Below are 20,157 nucleotides of genomic sequence, written 5' to 3'. Positions count from 1 at the left end.
CCGGCGGCGCCGCCGTCAGCGGGCGCGCGACGTGCGCGGCTGCTGGAACGCCCGGTGGTTGCGGTCGCGGCCGTGCGGGTCGACGCGGCGCGGCGCCGGCTCCCGCCCGACCGGCTGGCTGGGCCGCGGGCTGCTCGGCACGTGCGGCACGTCCATCTCCACCGGCTTGTCGGCCAGCTCGAACTCCTGGTCGTAGTGGAACAGCCGCAGCCCCTCGCCCTCCAGCAGCTCGTAGCAGGCCGACTCGCCGGTCACCGTGACCTTCAGCCGGTTGCCCCGGTAGCGCATGGAGAACGCCAGCCGGCTGATGCCGCCGGGCAGCCGCGGCGCGAACCGCAGCACCCCGTTCGCCGCGCGCATCCCGCCGAACCCGGCGACCAGCCCGCTCCACGCCCCCGCCATCGAGGCGATGTGCAGGCCGTCGCGGGTGTTGCGGTTGAGGTCGTGCAGGTCCATCAGCGCGGTCTCGCCGAGGTAGTCGTGCGCCAGGTCCAGCTGCCCCACCTCGGCGGCGATCACCGCCTGGGTCTGCGCGGACAGCGAGGAGTCCCGCACCGTCAGCGCCTCGTAGTAGGCGAAGTTGCGGACCTTCTGCTCGTAGGTGAACGCCTCCCCGCACATGTGCATGGCCAGCACCAGGTCGGCCTGCTTGACGACCTGCTTGCGGTACAGGTCGAAGTACGGGTAGTTCAGCAGCAGCGGGTAGTGCTCGGGCTTGGTGGACGCGAAGTCCCACCGCGCGTGGTTGGTGAACCCCTCGCTCTGCGGGTGCACGCCCAGCCGCTCGTCGTAGGGGATCATCATGGCCGCCGCCGCGTCCCGCCACGACGCGGCCTCCTCGGTGCTGACGCCGAGCCGCTCGGCCAGGTCCGGATGGCGCATCGCCATCGCCGCGGCCTCCCGCAGGTTCCGCTGCGCCATCAGGTTGGTGTAGACGTTGTTGTCGGCGATCGAGCTGTACTCGTCGGGCCCGGTGACGCCGTCGATGCGGAACACGCCCTCCACGTCGTGGTGGCCGAGGCCGCGCCACAGCCGCGCGGTCTCCACCAGCAGCTCCAGGCCGACCTCGCGCTCGAACTCCTCGTCGCCGGTGGCGTCCACGTACCGCACGACGGCGTCGGCGATGTCGGCGTTGATGTGGAACGCGGCGGTGCCCGCGGGCCAGTAGCCCGAGCACTCCTGCCCGCGGATCGTCCGCCACGGGAACGCCGCCCCCGCCAGGCCGAGCTGCCGGGCGCGCTCGCGGGCCAGGCCCAGCGTCATGTGCCGCCACCGCAGCGCGTCGGCGGCCGACGACGGGTGCGTGTAGGTCAGCACGGGCAGCACGAACGTCTCGGTGTCCCAGAACGTGTGCCCGTCGTACCCGGGCCCGGTCAACCCCTTGGCGGGGATCATCCGGCGCTCGGCGCGCGCACCGGCCTGCAGGATGTGGAACAGCCCGAACCGCACCGCCTGCTGCACCTCGGCGTCGCCGTCCACCTCCACGTCGGCGCCGCTCCAGAACTCGTCGAGGTAGGTGCGCTGCTCGTCCAGCAGGCCCTCCCAGCCGGTGTGCCGCGCCGCCGCCAGCGCCGCCACCACCTGGTCGTGCAGCGTCGGCCGGGACCGCCGGCTCGACCACCCGTACGCCAGGTACTTGACGATCCGCAGCCGCTGCCCCGGCTCCAGCCGCGTGGCCACGGTGAGCCGCGCGACGTCCGGGTAGCTCTCGATGTCGGTCGCCATGTGCCCGGGACCGTCGATCTGGTGGTCCATCGCGGCGGCCATGCGCAGCCCGCTGTGCCGGGTGCGGTGCACCAGCACCGCCTTGGTGTGGTTGGTGACGTGCTCCTCGCTGACCAGCGGCGACTCCAGCACCGCGGCGGTGCGCGGGTCGCGGCCGAGGTCGGGCAGCGACTCGTTGGCCACCAGCTCCGACTGCGCCACCACCCGCACCGAGTGGTCCAGCGGCTCGACGTCGTAGCAGATCGCGGCGATGGCGCGCTGGGTCAGCGACACCAGCCGCACCGAGGTGATCCGCACCGAGCGCCCGGCGGGGGAGGTCCACTCCACCTGCCGGGTCAGCGTGCCCGCCCGCATGTCCAGCATGCGCTCGTGCGAGTCGAGCCGCCCGTACCGCACGTCGAACGGCTCGTCGTCCACCAGCAGCCGGATCAGCTTGCCGTTGGTGACGTTGATCACGGTCTGCCCCGACTCGGGGTAGCCGTACCCGGCCTCGGCGTGCGGCAGCGGCCGCAGCTCGTAGAACGAGTTGAGGTAGCTGCCGGGCAGCCCGTGCGGGTCGCCCTCGTCCAGGTTGCCGCGCAACCCCATGTGCCCGTTCGACAGAGCGAAGACCGACTCGCTCTGCGCCAGGCGGTCCAGCCGCAGTTCCGGTTCCCGCACGCACCACGGCTCGACCGTGAACACCGGCAGGTCCACGGTGGTGGTGTGACGGCCCCCGCGCCCGTCGCTCACTTGTCCTCCAGAAGTTCCGATAGGTCCCCGACGACGATGTCGGCCCCGTGCCGCGCCAGCGCCTCCCGGTGGCCCCCGCCGACCCGGTCCACGCCCACGACGTAGGCGAAGTCCCCCGCGCGGCCCGCCTCCACACCTGCCAGCGCGTCCTCGAACACCGCCGCGCGCGCCGCCGGCACCCCGACCGCCTCGGCCCCCGCCAGGAACATGTCGGGCGCCGGCTTGCCGGGCAGGTCGCGCTCGCGGGCGACCACCCCGTCGACGCGCGCGTCGAACAGGCCGGCGATGCCCGCCGCGGCCAGCACCTGCACGGTGTTGGCGCTGGACGACACCACGGCGGTCCGCAGCCCGGCGTCCCGGCAGGCCCGCACGTACGCCACCGACCCGTCGTACACCTCGACGCCGTCGTCCTCCAGCAGCTTGAGCACCAGCTCGTTCTTGCGGTTGCCGAGGCCGTACACGGTCTCGGCGTCGGGCGGGTCGTCGGGTCTGCCCTCGGGCAGCGTGATGCCGCGCGAGGCCAGGAACGAGCGCGTCCCGTCCTCGCGGCGCTTGCCGTCGACGTACTTGCCGTAGTCGCCGACCGCGTCGAACGGCACGAACTGCGTACCGGTCGCCTCCGCCCGCGCCCTCAGGTACTCGTCGAACATCCGCTTCCACGCGGCGGCGTGCACCGCGGCCGTACGGGTAAGTACGCCGTCCAGGTCGAACAGGCAGGCACCGACCGATTGCGGCAGTCCCAGCATGGCTTCCCCCCTGCGGGTTCGGTGATCTCTACGATGCGTCCCGTTCCCTGATTGGAACAAGGACATGCGGCCGCCCGGTTGACCGAACAGCGGGCGACCCCACCCGCGTACCCACGGGTGTGGGGCCTGAACGAAGAGGAGACGAGTCAATGAGCAAGGCGCGCATAGGTGTCACCGGGTTGGCGGTGATGGGCCGGAACCTGGCCCGCAACCTCGCCCGGCACGGGCATCCCGTTGCCGTGCACAACCGCACCGCCGCCCGCACCAAGGCGCTGGTGGAAGAGTTCGGGGACGAAGGGACCTTCATCCCCGCCGAGACGCCCGAGCAGTTCGTGGCCTCGCTGGAGCGCCCCCGCCGACTGGTGATCATGGTGAAGGCGGGGGCGCCGACCGATGCGGTCATCGAGGAGTTCGCGCCGCTGCTGGAGCCGGGCGACATGATCGTCGACGGGGGCAACGCGCACTTCGCCGACACCCGGCGGCGCGAGGCGGCGCTGCGCGAACGCGGCCTGCACTTCGTCGGCACCGGCATCTCCGGCGGCGAGGAGGGCGCGCTGCACGGCCCGAGCATCATGCCGGGCGGGTCGGCCGAGTCCTACGAGGCGCTCGGCCCGCTGCTGGAGGACATCGCCGCCAAGGTGGACGGCACGCCGTGCTGCGTGCACGTCGGACCGGACGGCGCCGGGCACTTCGTGAAGATGGTGCACAACGGCATCGAGTACGCCGACATGCAGCTGATCGCCGAGTCCTACGACCTGCTGCGGCACGCCGCCGGGCTGTCCCCGGCCGAGATCGCCGAGGTGTTCCGCACCTGGAACACCGGGCGGCTGGAGTCCTACCTCATCGAGATCACCGCCGAGGTGCTGGCGCACACCGACGCCGCCACCGGCCGCCCGTTCGTCGACGTGGTGCTGGACCAGGCCGAGCAGAAGGGCACCGGCCGCTGGACCGTGCAGACCGCCCTCGACCTCGGCGTCCCGGTCTCGGGCATCGCCGAGGCCGTGTTCGCCCGCTCGGTCTCCGGCCACGCCGGCCTGCGCCGCGCGGCGCGCAACCTGCCCGGCCCCAAGAACGACGTGCGCTACCTGTCCGGGTTCGCCGACGACGTCGAGCAGGCCCTGTACGCCTCGAAGGTCGTCGCCTACGCGCAGGGCTTCCACCAGATCCAGGCGGGCAGCGAGGAATACGGCTGGAACATCGACCTGGGGCAGATGGCCACGATCTGGCGCGGCGGCTGCATCATCCGCGCCCGCTTCCTGGACCGGATCCGGGCCGCCTACGAGGCCGACCCGCGCACGCCGACGCTGCTGACCGACGACCACTTCGCCGAGGCGGTCGGCGCGGCCCAGGACGCCTGGCGCCGCGTCGTCACCACCGCCGCGCAGCTGGGCATCCCGGCGCCCGGCTTCTCCAGCGCGCTGGCCTACTACGACTCGCTGCGCGCCGAGCGCCTGCCCGCGGCCCTCACCCAGGGGCAGCGCGACTTCTTCGGCGCCCACACCTACCGGCGCGTCGACCGCGACGGCTCGTTCCACACCCTGTGGGGCGGCGACCGCTCCGAAGTCGAGGCCTGAGCCTCATGCGCCGTCCCCCCGGGCGCCTCGTGCGCCCGGGGGACGGCCTTTTCTCATGCCGTGGCCTGCTCCTGGACGACCGCCCACTGCCCGACCCGCCGGTACGCCGAGTCGTAGATCTCCGACCCGTCCCCGGGCTGGAGGGCGTAGTGCTTCAGGTTGCCGCCCCAGTAGCGCAGGATGCGCCCCAGCTCTTCGGCGGCGTCACCGTCGAACGCCGTCTCACCCATATCGACTTCGAGAACGAATTTCACCGGCCGGACCCCTCTTCTCGCGGCATGTTCCGTGCCCTTCAATCGTCTCATTGAAGTGCTAGTTGGGCTTTTCGGCGGCGATGGCCCTGTTCACCGGGGTGTGCACCCGTCGAAAACCTCAACTCGCGGTGTCGGAGCCGGCAGCTGATCTCCATGCCCTCGTCGTAGGGGAACGTGAGGCTGCGGTACCCGTTGGCGGGGTCGCGGACGTACTCCAGGTAGGGCGCCAGCTCCTCCATGTCGACGTCGTCGGCGACGACCAGGGTGCCGGGTGCCAGGCGCGGCTCCAGCAGCCGCAGCACCGGCAGGCACAGCTCCTTCCAGCCGTCGAGCAGGACGAACCCGGCGGGTTCGTCCAGGGCGGCCAGGGGCTCCAGGGCGTCCCCCTCCAGCAGGATGATCACGTCGTCCAGGCCGGTCGCGGCGAAGGTGCGGCGCGCCGCGGCGGCCTTCGCCGCGCTGAGCTCGGTGGTGACGACGCGTCCGGTGCCGTTGTCGCGCACCGCGGCGGCCAGGAACAGCGTGGAGATCCCGTACGACGTGCCGAACTCCACCACGAGGCCCGGGCGGGCGGCGCGCACCAGGCTGTAGAGCAGCCTGCCCCCGGGCTCGGAGATCGGCATGTAGATGCCCGAGGCCACGTCGGCGCACACCGCCCGGCCGGAACCGGCCCGGCGGCACCACGGCAACCGGCACGGCCGCAGCGAACCGGCCCGCCGGGCCGTCCTGGAGGCGGCCGACGACCTGCTCGTCGAGAAGGGGTTCGCGGGGGTCACGATCGAGGGCATCGCCGCGCGCGCCGGCGTCGCCCAGCAGACCGTCTACCGCTGGTGGAAGACCAAGACCGACATCCTGGTGGAGGCCTTCCTGGAGGACCTGGACGAGGGCCCGATGCCGCCCGACCGCGGCGACCTCGCCCGCGACCTGCGCGCCCACGTGCGCTGACTGGCCGACTTCCTCGGACGCACCGAAGCGGGCGCCGTGTTCCGCGCGCTGATCGCCCAGGCCCAGCACGACCCGGCGTTCGCCGCCGACTTCCGCGCCCGCTACCTCGGACGGCGGCGCGCCCTGGACCGCCCGCCGCTGGAACGCGCGGCCCGGCGCGGCGAGCTGCCCGCCGACCTGGACCTGGCCGCCGAGACCGAACGCCTCGTCGGCCCCGTCTACTACCGCGTCCTGGTCACCGGCGAACCGCTGGACGACGACTTCCTCGACGGGCTGGTGGACGCCTTCCTCGCCACCCTGCGCTGAGGTCAGCCGACGCTGACCACCTGCTGCAGCAGGCCCCACACGAAAAGCGCCACGTACGACTCGCCGTCGGACGTGGCGAACTCCACCCGCCAGCGGCTCGGCACCTCGCCCGGATGGTGCCGCATGGCGCCGAAGCACCGCTCCAGGTCACCGACGACACACCCCCACGGCCGGAGATCCTCGACACCCGTCAACTCCGGCGCCGCGGCCCCGTCGTCCCTGACCAGCCACTCGTGCAGCACCGCCCCGTCAGGGCCGGCGAGGATCTCGAACCGCAGATCCGGCCACAGCGCGAACGGCGGCCACCACGCCGCCTCGCACGAGCCATCGCCGTCTGTTCAACCATCGCCCGTCGACGTCGTCCCGGCCCCGCACGACGCCCCATGCTCGCTGCCAGGCGGGCGTCCTGCACAACCTGCGAGCAGCATCTCGCTGCGCCGCCTCCAAGAGGCTGCACGGCTGCGGCGACGAGGCGCATCCGTCCTGCCGATCACCTCCCGTTCCGCTCGCGCCTCGCGTCGGCTGGGGTGACGCGGGTTGGTTCGGTGGTGGCGTCAACGAGGCGATGCGTTGCGGTTGAACGGGGTGGGCTGTGTTGTTGCCGCGTGGTGGACGGGGCCGGCGGCCCGGTGGTGGCGGGGCTTGTGGGCGGTATTGGCGCGGGCACCCTTCGGGCACGGGCAGGATGGAAGGTGTGAACCTCATCGATCATCTTCCCTCGGGTGCCGACGTCGACGCCGACTCGCTGTTCGAGGCGTTCGAACGGTGGGTGTCCGGGCGCGGGATCACCTTGTATCCCGCGCAGGAGGAGGCGCTGATCGAGGTGGTGTCCGGCGCCAACGTGATCCTGGCGACGCCCACCGGGTCGGGTAAGAGCCTGGTGGCGGCGGGGGCGCTGTTCGCGGCCCTGGCGCGCGACGAGGTCGGGTTCTACACCGCGCCGATCAAGGCGCTGGTCTCGGAGAAGTTCTTCGACCTGTGCGAGATGTTCGGGCGGGAGAACGTCGGCATGATGACCGGCGACGCCAGCGTCAACGCCGACGCGCCGATCATCTGCTGCACCGCCGAGGTGCTGGCCAACATCGCGCTGCGGGACGGCGCCGACGCCGACATCGGCGTGGTGGTGATGGACGAGTTCCACTTCTACGCCGAGCCCGAGCGCGGGTGGGCCTGGCAGATCCCGCTGCTGGAGCTGCCGCAGGCGCAGTTCCTGCTGATGTCGGCGACGCTCGGCGACGTGTCGTTCTTCCAGAAGGACCTGACCCGGCGCACCGGGCGGGAGACCGCGCTGGTGACGTCGGCCGAGCGGCCCGTCCCGCTGATCTACGACTACCGCACCACCCCGCTGCACGAGACGATCGAGGAGCTGCTGGGCGAGCAGAAGGCCCCGATCTACCTGGTGCACTTCACCCAGGCCGCGGCGATCGAGCGGGCGCAGGCCCTGATGAGCGTCAACGTGTGCTCCAAGGCGGAGAAGCAGCAGATCGCCGAGATGATCGGCGACTTCCGGTTCACCACCAAGTTCGGGCGCAACCTGTCGCGGTTCGTGCGGCACGGCATCGGCGTGCACCACGCCGGGATGCTGCCCAAGTACCGAAGGCTGGTGGAGCGGCTGGCGCAGGCCGGGCTGCTGAAGGTGATCTGCGGCACCGACACCCTCGGCGTCGGCGTGAACGTGCCGATCCGCACGGTGGTGTTCACGGCGCTGAGCAAGTACGACGGGCACCGGGTGCGGCGGCTGCGGGCCCGCGAGTTCCACCAGATCGCCGGGCGGGCCGGGCGGGCCGGGTTCGACACCGTCGGATACGTGGTGGCGCAGGCCCCCGAGCACGTCGTCGAGAACGAGAAGGCGCTGGCCAAGGCGGGCGACGACCCCAAGAAGCGGCGCAAGGTGCAGCGCAAGAAGCCCCCGGAGGGGTTCGTCGGCTGGGACGAGGAGACCTTCCGCAAGCTGCAGACCGCCGAGCCGGAGAAGCTCAAGTCGCGGTTCCAGGTCAGCCACGCCATGCTGCTGTCGGTGATCGCCCGCCCGGGCAACGCGTTCCAGGCGATGAAGAAGCTGCTCACCGACAACCACGAGGACCGGGCCGCGCAGCGCCGGCACATCTCCCGGGCCATCGCGATCTACCGGTCGCTGCTGGCGGGCGGGATCGTGGAGGTGCTGGACGAGCCCGACGAGCAGGGCCGCTACGCGCGCATCACCGTCGATCTGCAGGAGGACTTCGCGCTCAACCAGGCGCTGTCGACGTTCGCGCTGGCCGCGTTCGAGATCCTGGACCCCTCCTCGCCCACGTACGCGCTGGACGTGCTGTCGGTGATCGAGGCGACGCTGGACGATCCGCGGCAGATCCTGGCCGCGCAGGAGAACAAGGCCCGCGGCGAGGCCGTCGCCGAGATGAAGGCCGAGGGCATCGAGTACGAGGAGCGGATGGAGCTGCTCCAGGACGTCACCTACCCCAAGCCGCTGGAGGAGGAGCTGGCGGCGGCGTACGAGACGTACCGGGCCGGGCACCCGTGGGTCGGCGACCATCCGCTCAGCCCCAAGTCGATCGTGCGCGACATGTACGAGCGGGCGATGACGTTCACCGAGTACATCGCCCACTACGAGCTGGCCCGGGCGGAGGGGCTGCTGCTGCGCTACCTGTCGGGCGCCTACAAGGCGCTGCAGCAGACCGTCCCCGAGTCGATCAAGACCGACGAGCTGATGGACCTGATCGCCTGGCTGGGCGAGCTGGTCCGCCAGGTCGACTCCAGCCTGCTGGACGAGTGGGAGCAGCTCGCCCATCCCGAGGACGGGCCGGTCCGCGAGCCGGTGGAGGAGAAGGTCACCAAGGTCACCGCCAACGCGCGGGCGTTCCGGGTGCTGGTGCGCAACGCGATGTTCCGCCGGGTGGAGCTGGCCGCGCTGGAGAAGTACGACGAGCTGGGCGGGCTGGACCCGGAGCTGGGCGCCGACGGGTGGGCCGCGGCGATGCAGGCGTACTGGGACGAGCACGACGACCTGCTCACCGGCCCGGACGCGCGCGGCCCCAAGCTGCTGATGATCGAGGAGGTGCCGGAGGAGGCCCTGTGGCGGGTCCGGCAGGTCTTCGACGACCCGGAGGGCCACCACGACTGGGGTATCGACGCCGAGGTGGATCTGACAGCCTCGGACGAGGCGGGCGAGGCGGTCGTCCGCGTCATCGGCGTCAACCGGCTTTAGATCTGGGAGGGGTTCTCCATGGTCCAGGTGGCCGTCGCGCAGTTCTCGGCCGGGCTCGACAAGGAGCGCAACCTGGCCGTCGTGCGCGAGCTGGTCGGGGAGGCGGCGGCCCGAGGCGCCCGGGTGGTGGTGCTGCCGGAGTACTCGATGTTCGCCGCGCCGCGCGTGGACGAGCGGTTCGTCGCGTCCGCCGAGGACCTGGACGGGCCGTTCGCCACCGGGCTGGCCGAGACCGCCCGGCGGCACGGCGTGCACGTCGTCGCCGGGATGAACGAGCGCACCGACGACCCCGGCCGCATCTCCAACACGCTGCTGGCCGCGGGCCCGGACGGCGAGATCGCCGCGACCTACCGGAAGATCCACCTGTACGACGCGTTCGGCATGCGCGAGTCGGACGTGATCCGCCCCGGCGAGCTCGCCGAGCCGGAGACGTTCACCGTCGACGGCCTGCGGTTCGGCATGCAGACCTGCTACGACGTGCGGTTCCCGGAGGTGGCGCGGCGGCTGGTGGACGCGGGCGTGGACGTGCTGGCGCTGCCCGCCGACTGGGTGCCCGGCCCGCTCAAGGAGGACCACTGGCGGACCCTGGTGCGGGCCCGCGCCATCGAGAACACCATCTACGTGGCCGCGGCCGACCAGAACGCCCCGACCGGCGCCGGCAACAGCATGATCGTCGATCCGATGGGCGTGGTCGTGGCGTCGCTGGGCGAGGGCACCGGCACGGCGGTCGCCCCGGTGTCGGCCGAGCGCATCGCCGCGGTCCGCCAGACGAACCCGGCGCTGGAGCTGCGCCGCTTCACCGTCGCGCCCCGCACCTGACGATCCGCCCGGCCGCACGGCCGGCCGCACGTCCGGCCGGGGGCGCCGCTAGAGGCGCCGTCCCACCCCGGTCACCAGTTCGCGCAGGCGCATCGGCCCGCCGGTCTCGGGCGACAGCGGGGGAGTGTCCATGCCCGCGCCGCTGCGCAGCCCGTCGAGGAACTGGCGCAGCGCGTCCAGCGCGCTGTAGCGGGGGGTCCAGCCGAGTTCGGCGCGGGCCCGGGCGGTGTCCATGACGGGCAGGTGCAGGGCCAGGTCGAGCAGCTGCGGGGAGGCCGGCACCAGGCCGAGCTCCCAGGCGATGCTCAGCGCGGCCTTGGCCCCGCGCGCGGGCAGGCGGATCTTGCGGGCGTGCAGCAGCTGCGCCAGCTCGTCCGGGCCGATCACCGGGTCGGCGGCCAGGTTGAACGGGCCGCGCACGTCCTCGGTCACCGCCAGCCGGTACGCCTCGGCGGCGTCGTCGGTGTGCAGCGCCTGGAACCGCAGCCCGGGCACGTCCGGCACCACCGGGATCAGGCCCGGCCGCACCAGCGGGTTCGGCAGGAGCGGCCCGGCGAACAGCCGCCGCTGGCCGGACGCCGACTCCCGTTTGAAGATGAACCCGGGGCGCAGCCGCACCACGCGGCGGTCGGGGTGCTCGGCCTGGAAGGCGTCCAGCAGCCGCTCCACGTACGCCTTCTCCCGGCCGTAGGCGGCGGTGGGCCAGCTGTGCGTGGGCCACGACTCGTCCACCGGGCGGTCGTCGCCGGGCCCGGGGGAGTAGGCGCCGACGGACGAGGCGTACACCAGGGCGGGCACGCCGGCGTCGGCCACCGCCTGGAACACCCGGGCGCTGCCCACCACGTTGGCCCGCCAGGTGATCGCCGGGGTGTGCGTGGGCTGGAACAGCCAGGCCAGGTGGACGACGGCGTCCGCGCCCCGGAACAGGCCCGCGAGGTCGGCGTCGGCGACGTCGGCCCGCGCCCATTCGGTCTTGTCGATCCTCAGCCGGGGGCGGCGGCGGGCGATGCCCAGGATCGAGGTGATCCGGACGTCCGCGGCCAGCGCCTGCGCGGTGCTGGTGCCCACGTTGCCGGTGGCCCCCACGACGACGACCCGCATGATCGCCTCCTTGTGCTGTCGGCGGTCGGGTTCTTCGCGCCGTACCCCGCCGCGCCCCGCCCATGCGTCCCGCCACCCTCGGCCCGGGGGCGGGACGCCGGTCCGGCTCAGGCGGCCTCGCTGGTGATCAGCCGCGTCACCTCGGTGCGCACGGCGTGCACGTCCACGCCGGAGGTCTTCAGGATCCACACGGCGGGGCTGTCCCGGTCGTGCAGCACGCCCAGGAGGACGTGGCCGGCCCCGATGTGGTTGCGCTTGAGGCTGATCGCGTGCCGCAGGCTCAGCTCCAGGGCCTTCCTGGCGCCCTTGTTGAACGGCACGTGCATCCGCTTGCCCCGGCGCCACCGGCCGGGCGGGGCGTCCAGGGCGCCCTCGCCGAACGCCTCCTCCGTCGCCCGCCGCACCGCGTCCAGGTCGATGCCGATGGTGCGCAGCGCCTCGGGGTCGAGGGGGTCCCCGCCGGCCGCGGTGCGGGCGAGCCGGGCCCGCAGCTCGCGGGCGTCCAGCCCCTGCGCGCGCAGCGCCCGGCCCGCCGGGCCGTCGTCCTGGACGAGGGCGAGCAGCAAGTGCTCCGGGCCGATGTGCTGGTGGCCCAGCTCCTGCACCGCCTCCTGCTGGGCGAGCGTCACCACCGCCCGGGCGTCCTTGGTGAACCGTTCGAACATCGCCTCATCGCTCCTTCGACAGGATCCGCCGGCCGCCGCCGTACTTCTTGTGGACCGCCTGGCGGCTCACCCCCAGGCACACCGCGATCTCCTGCCAGGACCAGCCGCGTTCCCGGGCGTTGGCCACCTGCAGCGCCTCCAGCCGTTCGGCCAGTTCGCGCAGCGCGCGCACGGCCCGCAGCCCGATGGCCGGGTCCTGGCTGCCCGCCTGCGTGGCGAGCTTCACTCCGTCATCCATGCTGTCAATCTAGGTTGACACGGCGCCCGTCGTCAACCCACGTTGACACAATTCGGACGGGCGTCAGGCCGGGGCGAGCAGGGGGGTCAGCAGATCGTCCAGGTTGATCAGCCCGGCGGGGCGGCCGTCGGCGGCCAGCACCAGGCCCAGCCGGCTGCGGTGGGCGCGCAGCGCCGCCACCGCCTCGGCGACCGGGGTGTCGATCGGCAGGGCGGGCACCGGGTGGGCCAGCTCGCCCGCCGTCGTCCGCACGCCCCGCGCCCGCGCCACGTACGCGTCCCGCACGTGCACCATGCGCGCGGCGCCGTCCCGGCCCGGGCCCTGGACCATCAGGCGGACCAGGCCGTGCCGCGCGGCGGTGTCGACGATCTCCCGCGGGGTGGCGGCGGCCGGCACCGCGACGACGTCGCCGAGCGGCGTCACCAGGCCCGCCAGCGGGGCGCGCGGCGCGTCCAGCGCGGCGGTCAGCAGCCGCAGGTCCGTCTCCCCGATCAGCCCCAGCCGCCGCGACTCCACCACCAGGCTGCGCAGCTGCTCGGGCGTGCGCGACACGCTGGCGGTGTCGCTCGGCGGGACGCCCACCAGGCGCAGCAGCAGGTTGGTGGCGGCGTTCAGCACCGCCAGCACCGGCCGGGTCGCCGCCGAGAACGCCCGGAACGGCGGCGCCAGCAGCATCGCCGACCGCTCCGGATGCGTGATCGCCCACGACTTGGGCGCCATCTCGCCCAGCACCATGTGCAGGAACGTCACCAGGCCGAGCGCCACCACGAACGCCACGGCGTGCGCGGCCGCGGACGGCAGCCCCGCCGCGCGCGCGAGCGGCGCCAGCGTGTGCGCGATCACCGGCTCGGACACCAGGCCCAGCCCCAGCGAGCACATGGTGACGCCCAGCTGCGCCCCCGCCAGCATCAGCGACAGCTCCCGGGCGCCCGCCATCGCCGCCGCGGCCGCCCGGCTGCCGCGCGCCGCCGCCCGCTCCAGCCGCGGCCGCCGCGCCGCCACCAGCGCGAACTCCGCGGCGACGAAGAAGCCGTTGCCCGCCAGCAGCGCCACCGTCACCGCAAGGCCCGTGGACAGGTTCATTCCGCGCCCCTCTCCTCGCCCTCCGGCACCGCGGCCGTCACCCGCAGCCGGATCGTCTCGGGGACGTGCCGGCGCACCGTCAGCACCTCCACCACCGCGCGGCGCGGCGGCTCGCCCAGGCGGGCCGGCGGCAGGTCCACGGTGACGGCGTCGCCCGGCTCGGCGACCCGGCCCAGGCGCCGCAGCAGCAGCCCGGCCACCGTCTCGTAGTCGCCCTCGGGCAGCGCGATGCCGGTCTCGTGCGCCACCTCGTCCACCCGCAGCCCCGCATCGGTGATCCACCACCGGCCGCGCCGCCGCGCCGGGACGCCGGCCGCCTCCAGCTCGTCGGCGATCTCCCCGACCAGCTCCTCGGCCACGTCCTCCCAGGTGATCAGGCCCGCGAACCCGCCGTACTCGTCGATCACCAGCGCCATGGCGGTGCCGCCGGCCTGCAGGCGCACCACCACCTCCGGCAGCGGCAGCGTGTCCGGCAGCAGCGGCGCCGGCCGCGCCACCCGCCGCACCGGGACGGGCGCGTCCGGCGGCAGCCGCACCAGCTCCTCCAGGCCGACCACGCCCAGCACGTCGTCGACGCTGTCGCCGACCACCGGGTAGCGGCTGTGCCCGGCCTCGGCGATCACCTCGGCCATCCGGGCCACCGGCGTCCCGCCCGGGACGGTCACCACGTCCACCCGCGGCACCATCGCCTCCCCGGCGGTGCGGTCGGGGAACGCCAGCGCCCGCTCCAGCAGCTCGGCGTGCCGCTCCTCCAGCTGCTCGCCGGACTCGCCGACGATGTGGCCGAGCTCCTCCAGCGTGGCGCCGTGCCGCAGCTCCTGCACCGGCTCGATGCCGGCCGCGCGCAGCAGCCGGTTGGCCGAGGCGTCGAACAGCCGGATCAGCGGGGCCGCCACCGCCAGGTAGACCAGGGTGGACGAGGCCAGCGCCCGGGCCATCGCATCCGCCCTGGACAGCGCGAGGTTCTTGGGGAACAGCTCGCCCAGCACCATCTGGATCACCGTGGCGAGCAGGAAGCCGAACGCCAGGGCGATCCCGCCGGTCGCGCCCGCCGGGACCCCGGCCGCCGCCAGCGCCGGGGCGATCAGCCCGGCCAGCGCGGGTTCGGCGATGAACCCCACCACCAGGGCGGTCACGGTGATGCCGAGCTGGGCGCCGGACAGCATGAACGACAGCCGCTCCATCACCCGCACGGCGCGGGCCGCGCGCCGGTCGCCCCGCGCCGCCAGCGCCTCCAGCGTGGGCCGGTCGGCGGTGACGAAGACGAACTCCTGGGCCACGAAGTACCCGGTCGCGGCGGTCAGCGCCACGACGGCCGGCAGCCCGAGCGCCAGGTCCACCGAACCTCCCTCCCGTCGAGGGCTCCCGGAGATCCTGCATATCCCCGGTCTCCCGGCCGCCACTCGGGCAGGCCGCGCCGCGCCGGTCCCGGCGGGGCCGACGGGGGGGTGACGAGGAGGTGACGAGGGGCCGCCGAGGGGTGCCGACGGGCGGGACCGCTTTGGCATGCTGGAGTGAGGCCCGTCACGCGGTGACGGGTCCGACAGGGCATCGGTTGCACGGTTTTCCCTATCCGCCGGGAGTGCCCATGACCGACGAGCAAAGTCCCCGTCCCGTCTTCGACCCGGCCATCCCCAGCGGCGACCGGGCGCTGCTGGCGGCGGCGCCGGAACGGCTGACCCCGGCGAGCCTGCCCGCCCCGCCCCCGCCGCGCGCGAGCGCCGCCGTGATCGCGGCCCGGTCGGTCTGGATCCCGCTGTTCGCGTTCTTCTACGGCGTGCTGCCCGGCGGCTGGCTGCGCCTGTTCTTCCTGGCCTCGCTGGACGAGGACGACCTGATGGGCGGGGTCCTGCGGTGGGGCCGCGCGGCGGTCGCGGCGATGATGCTCACCCCCGCCGTCCAGGTCGCGCTGATCCTGCTGGGCATGGGCGAGGCCGCGGTCGCGCTGGCGGCGGTCAGCTTCGCCGCCTGGGCGGTCGGCGCCGTGCGGCACCTGCGCGAGCCCGCCGCGTCCCGGGCGGCCCGCGCGCACCACGGCCGCTACCTGCTGCCCGTCGACTTCGACCGGCCCGCCGCCCGGCTGCTGGTGCGGGCCCAGCGGGCGATCGACGCGGTCCTGCGCTCCACGGCGCACCGCGCCGGGCTGCTCGACGACGTCAACAACGCGGTGGTGCTGCCGCGCCAGGAGTGGGCGGTCGCCTGCGCGCTGGCCGAGCACACCCGGCTGCGCCGCGAGCGCCGCGCCCAGCAGCCCGAGCGGCTGACCGAGCCGGTGCGCGAGCTGCTGGAGCCGCAGCGCCGCGCCCTGGAGCTGTCGGTGCGGGCGATCACCGAGCGGATCGAGGCGCTGGAGGAGTACGCCCGGCGGGCCCGGGAGACCGACGACGCCTTCCACGAGTGGCGGGTGCTGCGGCGGCTGCCCGAGCAGAACGCCCGCTACCGGGACCTGCTGGCCCGCACCGTCGGCCACGACCTGGCCCGCGAGGAGATCGAGCGGCTGGCCGACGACGCCCGCCGCGCCGAGCGGGCCCTGCGCGACAGCGTCGCCTCGGCCCTGCGCACGGGCCGCGCCGTCACCGCGTCCCCGGCCTGACCCCCGCGGCCTCGGTCATCGGACGCGGCGGGCCGACGGGGGCGGCGGCTCGGCGGGCCGCCCGACCCGCACGACGCTGAGCAGCCGCGCCGGGTCGTCCACGGCCAGCATGCGGGCGAGCGCGGCGCGCGTGGCGGGCGCGTCGATGATCTGGCTCAGCGGGTGGACGGTGTGGCCGAGGCGCGACAGCGCCAGCCACTGCCGCATCAGCACCCGCCCCATCGCGATCTCCCCCTCCGGCGGGCGGCCGGCCGGGCCGACGAGCACCAGCACGTCGCCGTCGTGGTCGAGCAGGCCCCGGGAGGCCGCCGCGAGCAGGCGCGGCACGCCCGCGCGGCGCAGCACGGGCTACGCCCGCGGCGACAGGGCGGCGCGCAGGCCGAGCGCCGCGGCGCGGCCGAGCCGCAGGGCCCGGTCGGTGAGGCCGTCGACGCCGTAGCGGGGGTCGCGGGGGCTCAGCCGCAGCCAGGCGCGCAGCTCGCGGGTCACGGCGGGGTCGCCGAACGTGTGCCGGTCGGCGTCGTACAGCAGCCCGGCCAGGCGGCGGCACGGCAGCCGCAGCGTGCGGGCCCCGGCCGCCCCGGCGAGCCCGGCGACGGCCCCGAACACCGCGTCGTCGAGCCGCCCGGGCCGGTAGGGGACGCGGCCGGTGCGGCGGGCGCGCACGTCGCCGGCGGTGAACGGGGTGGCGTACGGCTCGTCGGCGGCCACCAGGTCGCCGACCCGCCGCCGCTCCCGGTCGTAGCCGGGGCGGAACGCGACCGGCAGGCCCGCGTCGGCGCACACGATCAGGCACGTCTCGGTGAACGCGCCCAGCCCCAGCCGCAGGTCCCGCCCGGTCGGGTCGGCCGCCGGCAGCGCGCACGCCGGATCCCAGCCGATCTCGACCCGGTCGCCGCGGTAGCGCAGCGTCCACGGCTGGGTGTTGTGCGCGCTGGGCGCCCGCCAGAAGTCGGGCTCCAGCGCACGCAGGTCGCCCAGGTTCACCGGATCTCCATCTCATAGAACGTGTAGCCGTGCAGCGGCCTGCCGCCCATCGCGGCGTACTGCGCGGCCGGCCCCGGGTTGGTGCGTTCCACGAACGTGCTGCGCAGCGTCCGGTAGCCGCCGGCGCGCAGGTTGCGCAGCAGCTCCCGGGACAGCAGCCGCATGTACCCGCGCCCCTGCTCGTCCGGCACCGTGCCCTTGACGATCAGGACGGCGTCGCGGCGGTACCGGGAGCGGGCCAGCAGCAGCCGCACCTGGTTGCGCGGGCCGAGGTCGCCGTGCACGCCCGCCACGAACTCGGAGATGTCCGGCACGCACAGCACGAACGCGATGGGACGTCCCGCCTTGGTCAGGTAGAGCAGCAGCGACTCGTCGATCAGATGGGACAGGCCGTCGGTGGCCCGCTCCAGCTGCTCGGCCGAGATCTCGGTGTAGTAGCCCAGCCCGGCGAAGGAGGCGTTCAGCATCTCCCGCAGCATCGGCAGCTGCTCGCGGAACCGCCGCCGCGAACCGCGGTGCACCGCCAGGTCCTCGGCGGCGACGCGGGCGTCGTCGAAGCCGAACACCGCGTCGGGGTCGGCGGTCACCGGGCAGATCCACGTGTCGGACTCGAACCGCCGCGCGAACCCGTACGCCTCGTAGGCGCGCGGGTAGTACGCGGGGTTCCACGCGCTGTCGATGAACCCGCGTTCGGAGAACCCCGAGGTGATGACGCCGCCGGACTGGTTGGGCAGCAGCGACACCGGCCCGAACGCCGCGGCCCTCCCCGCCTGCGCCCCCGCCGCGCGGATCGCGTCGAACAGCGCGCGTGCGGCGCGCTCGTCGTCGGTGAACTCGGTGAGCCCGAACAGCTGCACCGGACGGCCGATCTTGGCGTCGAACGCGGCGTCGGTGTGCAGGGTGGTGCGCGCCACCACCCGGCCGGCCGCGTCGCGCAGCACGTACAGCCGCACGCCCGGGACCTCGCCGCGGTACCAGCCGCGGATCTGCTGCCGCAGCGGCGGCACGAACCGCGCGTCCCCGCCGTGGAGGCGCCGGGTGAGCCCGATGAACTCGCGCAGCCCGCGCCGCGTCCGCACCTCCTCGAAGGTGAAGGTCATCGGCGCTCACGGGCGACCGGCGGGCCCTGCTCCTCGTGGCTGAGCGGAGTGAACTCGGGGATGTGCGCCATGACGTTGCCTTCGGCGCGCCACACGCCGTTGCTGTAGCCCTCCGGCTCGGCGTTGTAGATGCGGATGTAGCCGCCGGTGGCGTTCCTGGTGCCGTCGGTCACCCAGCGCATCAGCCTGCGGTGGTGGCGGCTGCGCGCGAACAGCAGCAGCGCGTCGCGGTCCTCGAAGAACGCCAGCGTGCCCAGCGTGAACGGGAACTCCCAGTACACCTTGTGCCAGCAGTAGCCGCGCATCCGCTTCATGTCGCGGACCAGCCGGAACCACGTCAGGCTCAGGGTGAGGACCGACAGCGGGCCGCGGTAGCGGGTGGCGCCGACGAACATCGCGGTCGCCTGCGCCTGCCGGGGCGCCCGGCTGAAGTCGGCGGTGCGCATCAGCAGGCCCTCGCGTGCCGCCCGGCGTCCGCCGCCGGGGCGTCCTGCACCAGGTAGACGTTCTTGAGCCCGGCGGCGCCCGCGAACGGGCCCTCGCCCGGCCGGAACACCCGCACCCGCAGGTCGCCGGCCGCCGGGTCCTCCTTCAGCGACGCGGCGAAGTCGCGGGACACCGCGGCCAGGTGGCCGCGGACGCCGTCGCGGCAGATGCGCGCGAGCCGGGCGACCGCCGTCTCGTCCAGGTCCGCGCCCTCCCGCAGCTCGATGTTGACGACGGGACGCGACTCCAGGTCCGGCTGCTCCTCCAGCGACAGGCAGAACCGCGCGATGTCGGCGGCGTAGGGGTTGCCCTCGTACAGGCCGTACTCCACGTCCTGCGGGTAGAGGTTGGCGCCCATGTAGGAGATCGTGCTGTCGGCCCGGCCGAACAGGAACAGCAGCGGCAGCGCCATCTTCTCGCCGCCGGTGGCGCGCCGGCACTCGGCCCACCGCCGCGGGTCCCGCCGGATGATCTCCCGGACCCGGTGCAGCGGGTGCAGGCGCGCCTCGTCGCCCACGTTGTAGCGCAGCTTGGGCTGCAGGCAGGCCTTGCTGGTGAGCGTGCACAGCAGCTCGCCGCGGGCGTTGACCTCCAGGTACGTCTCCAGCGGGTTGTAGTGGAAGATCATCGGCAGCCGCTGCTCGTGCTCGCCCAGCAGCTCGCGGCGCAGCTCGGCGTCGACCGCCAGCCGCTTGCGCAGCCACACCGTGAACGCGCTCTCGGCGCCCATCCCGATCGTCAGGTCGCTGGCGCCGTAGCCGGAGCGGACCCCCTCCAGGCGCCGCTCCAGGTAGTCGCGCAGCGCCTCGGTCATCCCCTCGCCGCCGACCACGCCCCGGATCCGGTACTCCCGCCAGGGGAAGCCCAGCGCGTCCAGCCGGTCCACCAGGTGCTTGAGGAACGGCGGGTAGGCGGCGACGATGTAGTCGTAGCCGGGGCCGAAGTGCTCCAGCGTGTCGACGATCTTGTCCAGGTCGGGGCCGGTGTTCTTGACCATGGCGATGCGGGCCAGCGCCGCCCCGGTGGTGGTGCCGGTCGCCCACGCGCCCATCGAGTACGCGTTGATCACGAACAGCCGCCGGCCGGGGAAGACCAGCTCGATGTACCCGGCGGCGTTGCGGTAGATCCCTTTGAGCTCGCGCGGGCCGCGCACCCAGTTGTACGGCTTGCCGGTGGAGCCGGACGACTCGTCCACGATCACGCCGGGCCGGTGCAGCCGCCCCTCCTGGCACCGGCTGGCCTCGTCGTAGACGCCGGCGTAGTTCCGCTTGCTCGTCTCGGGGAAGTCGGCCAGGCGGCGGGGCCGGCGGGCGCCCGACCGCCGCAGGAAGTCGCGGTAGGCGGGCACGTCGACGGCGGCGAACGCGCACGCCATCCGCGCGTGGCGGGCGGCCAGCCGGTCCAGCGCCGGGTGGTAGTGGCGGGCGGTGAACCGCCACACCGCCGGGTGCGCCGCGGCGCCGCGGTACACGCCGGTCAGCAGCCAGGAGCACGCCTGCAACCGGGCCCGGCGCCAGCGCTCGCGCGGCGTGAGCGGTCCCAGCCGGGGCGACAGGCGCGCCCCCGCATCCTCCCTCGCCATGATCACCTTCCTGTCGGTG

General features: G+C 74.0%; 21 protein-coding genes. 6 read left to right on the top strand and 15 right to left on the bottom strand.

Annotated features, from left to right (window positions below; translation table 11 throughout):
• Nucleotides 1-15 precede the first annotated feature (15 nt).
• Nucleotides 16-2,457: a glycoside hydrolase family 65 protein gene (locus ABD879_RS22270; RefSeq protein WP_345023477.1), complete on the bottom strand. Its 2,442-nt coding sequence runs from the start codon at nucleotides 2,455-2,457 to the stop codon at nucleotides 16-18.
• Nucleotides 2,454-3,203 (bottom strand): beta-phosphoglucomutase family hydrolase, encoded by a 750-nt coding sequence (locus ABD879_RS22265; RefSeq protein WP_345023476.1) that lies wholly within the window; start codon nucleotides 3,201-3,203, stop codon nucleotides 2,454-2,456. The genes ABD879_RS22270 and ABD879_RS22265 overlap by 4 nt, the downstream gene beginning before the upstream one ends.
• A gap of 149 nt (nucleotides 3,204-3,352) precedes the next feature.
• Between ABD879_RS22265 and gndA the strand changes: the two genes are divergently transcribed.
• Nucleotides 3,353-4,777 (top strand): NADP-dependent phosphogluconate dehydrogenase, encoded by a 1,425-nt coding sequence (gene gndA, locus ABD879_RS22260; protein WP_345023475.1) that lies wholly within the window; start codon nucleotides 3,353-3,355, stop codon nucleotides 4,775-4,777.
• 53 nt (nucleotides 4,778-4,830) lie between these two features.
• Here gndA and ABD879_RS22255 read toward each other — a convergent pair whose 3' ends face one another.
• Together ABD879_RS22255 and ABD879_RS22250 are read right to left on the bottom strand one after the other, a co-directional pair.
• A complete protein-coding gene (locus ABD879_RS22255) occupies nucleotides 4,831-5,007 on the bottom strand; it encodes a hypothetical protein (protein WP_345023474.1) in 177 nt (58 codons plus the stop codon).
• 71 nt (nucleotides 5,008-5,078) lie between these two features.
• The gene (locus tag ABD879_RS22250; RefSeq protein ID WP_345023473.1) at nucleotides 5,079-5,672 is read right to left on the bottom strand and encodes an O-methyltransferase; all 594 of its coding nucleotides are present in this window, start codon (nucleotides 5,670-5,672) and stop codon (nucleotides 5,079-5,081) included.
• Here ABD879_RS22250 and ABD879_RS22245 point away from each other — a divergent pair.
• Together ABD879_RS22245 and ABD879_RS22240 are read left to right on the top strand one after the other, a co-directional pair.
• Nucleotides 5,659-5,976, top strand: coding sequence for a TetR/AcrR family transcriptional regulator (locus ABD879_RS22245; RefSeq protein ID WP_345023472.1), 318 nt, complete (start codon nucleotides 5,659-5,661; stop codon nucleotides 5,974-5,976). The two genes, ABD879_RS22250 and ABD879_RS22245, sit on opposite strands and share 14 nt — an antisense overlap.
• Nucleotides 5,977-6,282, top strand: a complete 306-nt coding sequence (locus ABD879_RS22240) for a TetR-like C-terminal domain-containing protein (protein WP_345023478.1) — start codon at nucleotides 5,977-5,979, stop codon at nucleotides 6,280-6,282.
• Between the two features lie 2 nt (nucleotides 6,283-6,284).
• Here ABD879_RS22240 and ABD879_RS22235 read toward each other — a convergent pair whose 3' ends face one another.
• On the bottom strand, nucleotides 6,285-6,524 hold the full coding sequence (locus tag ABD879_RS22235; protein WP_345023471.1) for a hypothetical protein: 240 nt from the start codon (nucleotides 6,522-6,524) through the stop codon (nucleotides 6,285-6,287).
• 443 nt (nucleotides 6,525-6,967) lie between these two features.
• Between ABD879_RS22235 and ABD879_RS22230 the strand changes: the two genes are divergently transcribed.
• Together ABD879_RS22230 and ABD879_RS22225 are read left to right on the top strand one after the other, a co-directional pair.
• Nucleotides 6,968-9,484, top strand: a complete 2,517-nt coding sequence (locus ABD879_RS22230) for a DEAD/DEAH box helicase (RefSeq protein ID WP_345023470.1) — start codon at nucleotides 6,968-6,970, stop codon at nucleotides 9,482-9,484.
• A gap of 18 nt (nucleotides 9,485-9,502) precedes the next feature.
• Nucleotides 9,503-10,303, top strand: coding sequence for a carbon-nitrogen hydrolase family protein (locus ABD879_RS22225; protein WP_345023469.1), 801 nt, complete (start codon nucleotides 9,503-9,505; stop codon nucleotides 10,301-10,303).
• A gap of 48 nt (nucleotides 10,304-10,351) precedes the next feature.
• Here ABD879_RS22225 and ABD879_RS22220 read toward each other — a convergent pair whose 3' ends face one another.
• From ABD879_RS22220 to ABD879_RS22200, 5 genes are all read right to left on the bottom strand, one after another.
• Nucleotides 10,352-11,404 carry an NAD-dependent epimerase/dehydratase family protein gene (locus ABD879_RS22220; RefSeq protein WP_345023468.1) on the bottom strand — a complete coding sequence of 351 codons (1,053 nt, stop codon included), beginning with the start codon at nucleotides 11,402-11,404 and terminating at the stop codon, nucleotides 10,352-10,354.
• A gap of 107 nt (nucleotides 11,405-11,511) precedes the next feature.
• Complete coding sequence (locus ABD879_RS22215; protein ID WP_345023467.1) at nucleotides 11,512-12,069, bottom strand: Clp protease N-terminal domain-containing protein; 558 nt, start codon at nucleotides 12,067-12,069, stop codon at nucleotides 11,512-11,514.
• Between the two features lie 4 nt (nucleotides 12,070-12,073).
• Nucleotides 12,074-12,307: a helix-turn-helix domain-containing protein gene (locus ABD879_RS22210; RefSeq protein WP_285492726.1), complete on the bottom strand. Its 234-nt coding sequence runs from the start codon at nucleotides 12,305-12,307 to the stop codon at nucleotides 12,074-12,076.
• A 63-nt stretch (nucleotides 12,308-12,370) separates the two neighbouring features.
• Nucleotides 12,371-13,390, bottom strand: coding sequence for a CNNM domain-containing protein (locus ABD879_RS22205; protein WP_345023466.1), 1,020 nt, complete (start codon nucleotides 13,388-13,390; stop codon nucleotides 12,371-12,373).
• Entirely contained in the window at nucleotides 13,387-14,730 is a 1,344-nt protein-coding gene (locus ABD879_RS22200; RefSeq protein WP_345023465.1) for a hemolysin family protein, read from the bottom strand. The genes ABD879_RS22205 and ABD879_RS22200 overlap by 4 nt, the downstream gene beginning before the upstream one ends.
• Before the next feature lie 248 nt (nucleotides 14,731-14,978).
• Between ABD879_RS22200 and ABD879_RS22195 the strand changes: the two genes are divergently transcribed.
• Nucleotides 14,979-15,983 carry a coiled-coil domain-containing protein gene (locus ABD879_RS22195; RefSeq protein WP_345023464.1) on the top strand — a complete coding sequence of 335 codons (1,005 nt, stop codon included), beginning with the start codon at nucleotides 14,979-14,981 and terminating at the stop codon, nucleotides 15,981-15,983.
• A 15-nt stretch (nucleotides 15,984-15,998) separates the two neighbouring features.
• Here ABD879_RS22195 and ABD879_RS22190 read toward each other — a convergent pair whose 3' ends face one another.
• The 5 genes from ABD879_RS22190 to ABD879_RS22170 are packed head-to-tail and all read right to left on the bottom strand — an operon-like array spanning nucleotide 15,999 to nucleotide 20,138.
• On the bottom strand, nucleotides 15,999-16,328 hold the full coding sequence (locus ABD879_RS22190) for a hypothetical protein (RefSeq protein ID WP_345023463.1): 330 nt from the start codon (nucleotides 16,326-16,328) through the stop codon (nucleotides 15,999-16,001).
• A 3-nt stretch (nucleotides 16,329-16,331) separates the two neighbouring features.
• Nucleotides 16,332-16,970, bottom strand: a complete 639-nt coding sequence (locus ABD879_RS22185) for a nitroreductase family protein (protein WP_345023462.1) — start codon at nucleotides 16,968-16,970, stop codon at nucleotides 16,332-16,334.
• Nucleotides 16,967-18,070 (bottom strand): hypothetical protein, encoded by a 1,104-nt coding sequence (locus tag ABD879_RS22180; RefSeq protein WP_345023461.1) that lies wholly within the window; start codon nucleotides 18,068-18,070, stop codon nucleotides 16,967-16,969. The genes ABD879_RS22185 and ABD879_RS22180 overlap by 4 nt, the downstream gene beginning before the upstream one ends.
• Entirely contained in the window at nucleotides 18,067-18,516 is a 450-nt protein-coding gene (locus ABD879_RS22175; RefSeq protein WP_345023460.1) for a DUF4188 domain-containing protein, read from the bottom strand. The genes ABD879_RS22180 and ABD879_RS22175 overlap by 4 nt, the downstream gene beginning before the upstream one ends.
• Entirely contained in the window at nucleotides 18,516-20,138 is a 1,623-nt protein-coding gene (locus ABD879_RS22170; protein ID WP_345023459.1) for a phenylacetate--CoA ligase family protein, read from the bottom strand. Before ABD879_RS22170 ends, ABD879_RS22175 begins: the two co-directional genes overlap by 1 nt.
• Nucleotides 20,139-20,157 lie beyond the last annotated feature (19 nt).

It is taken from the genome of Actinomadura keratinilytica (assembly GCF_039539665.1).
Lineage (GTDB): Bacteria > Actinomycetota > Actinomycetes > Streptosporangiales > Streptosporangiaceae > Spirillospora > Spirillospora keratinilytica.
This window is presented reverse-complemented; position numbering and strand designations above follow the sequence as displayed.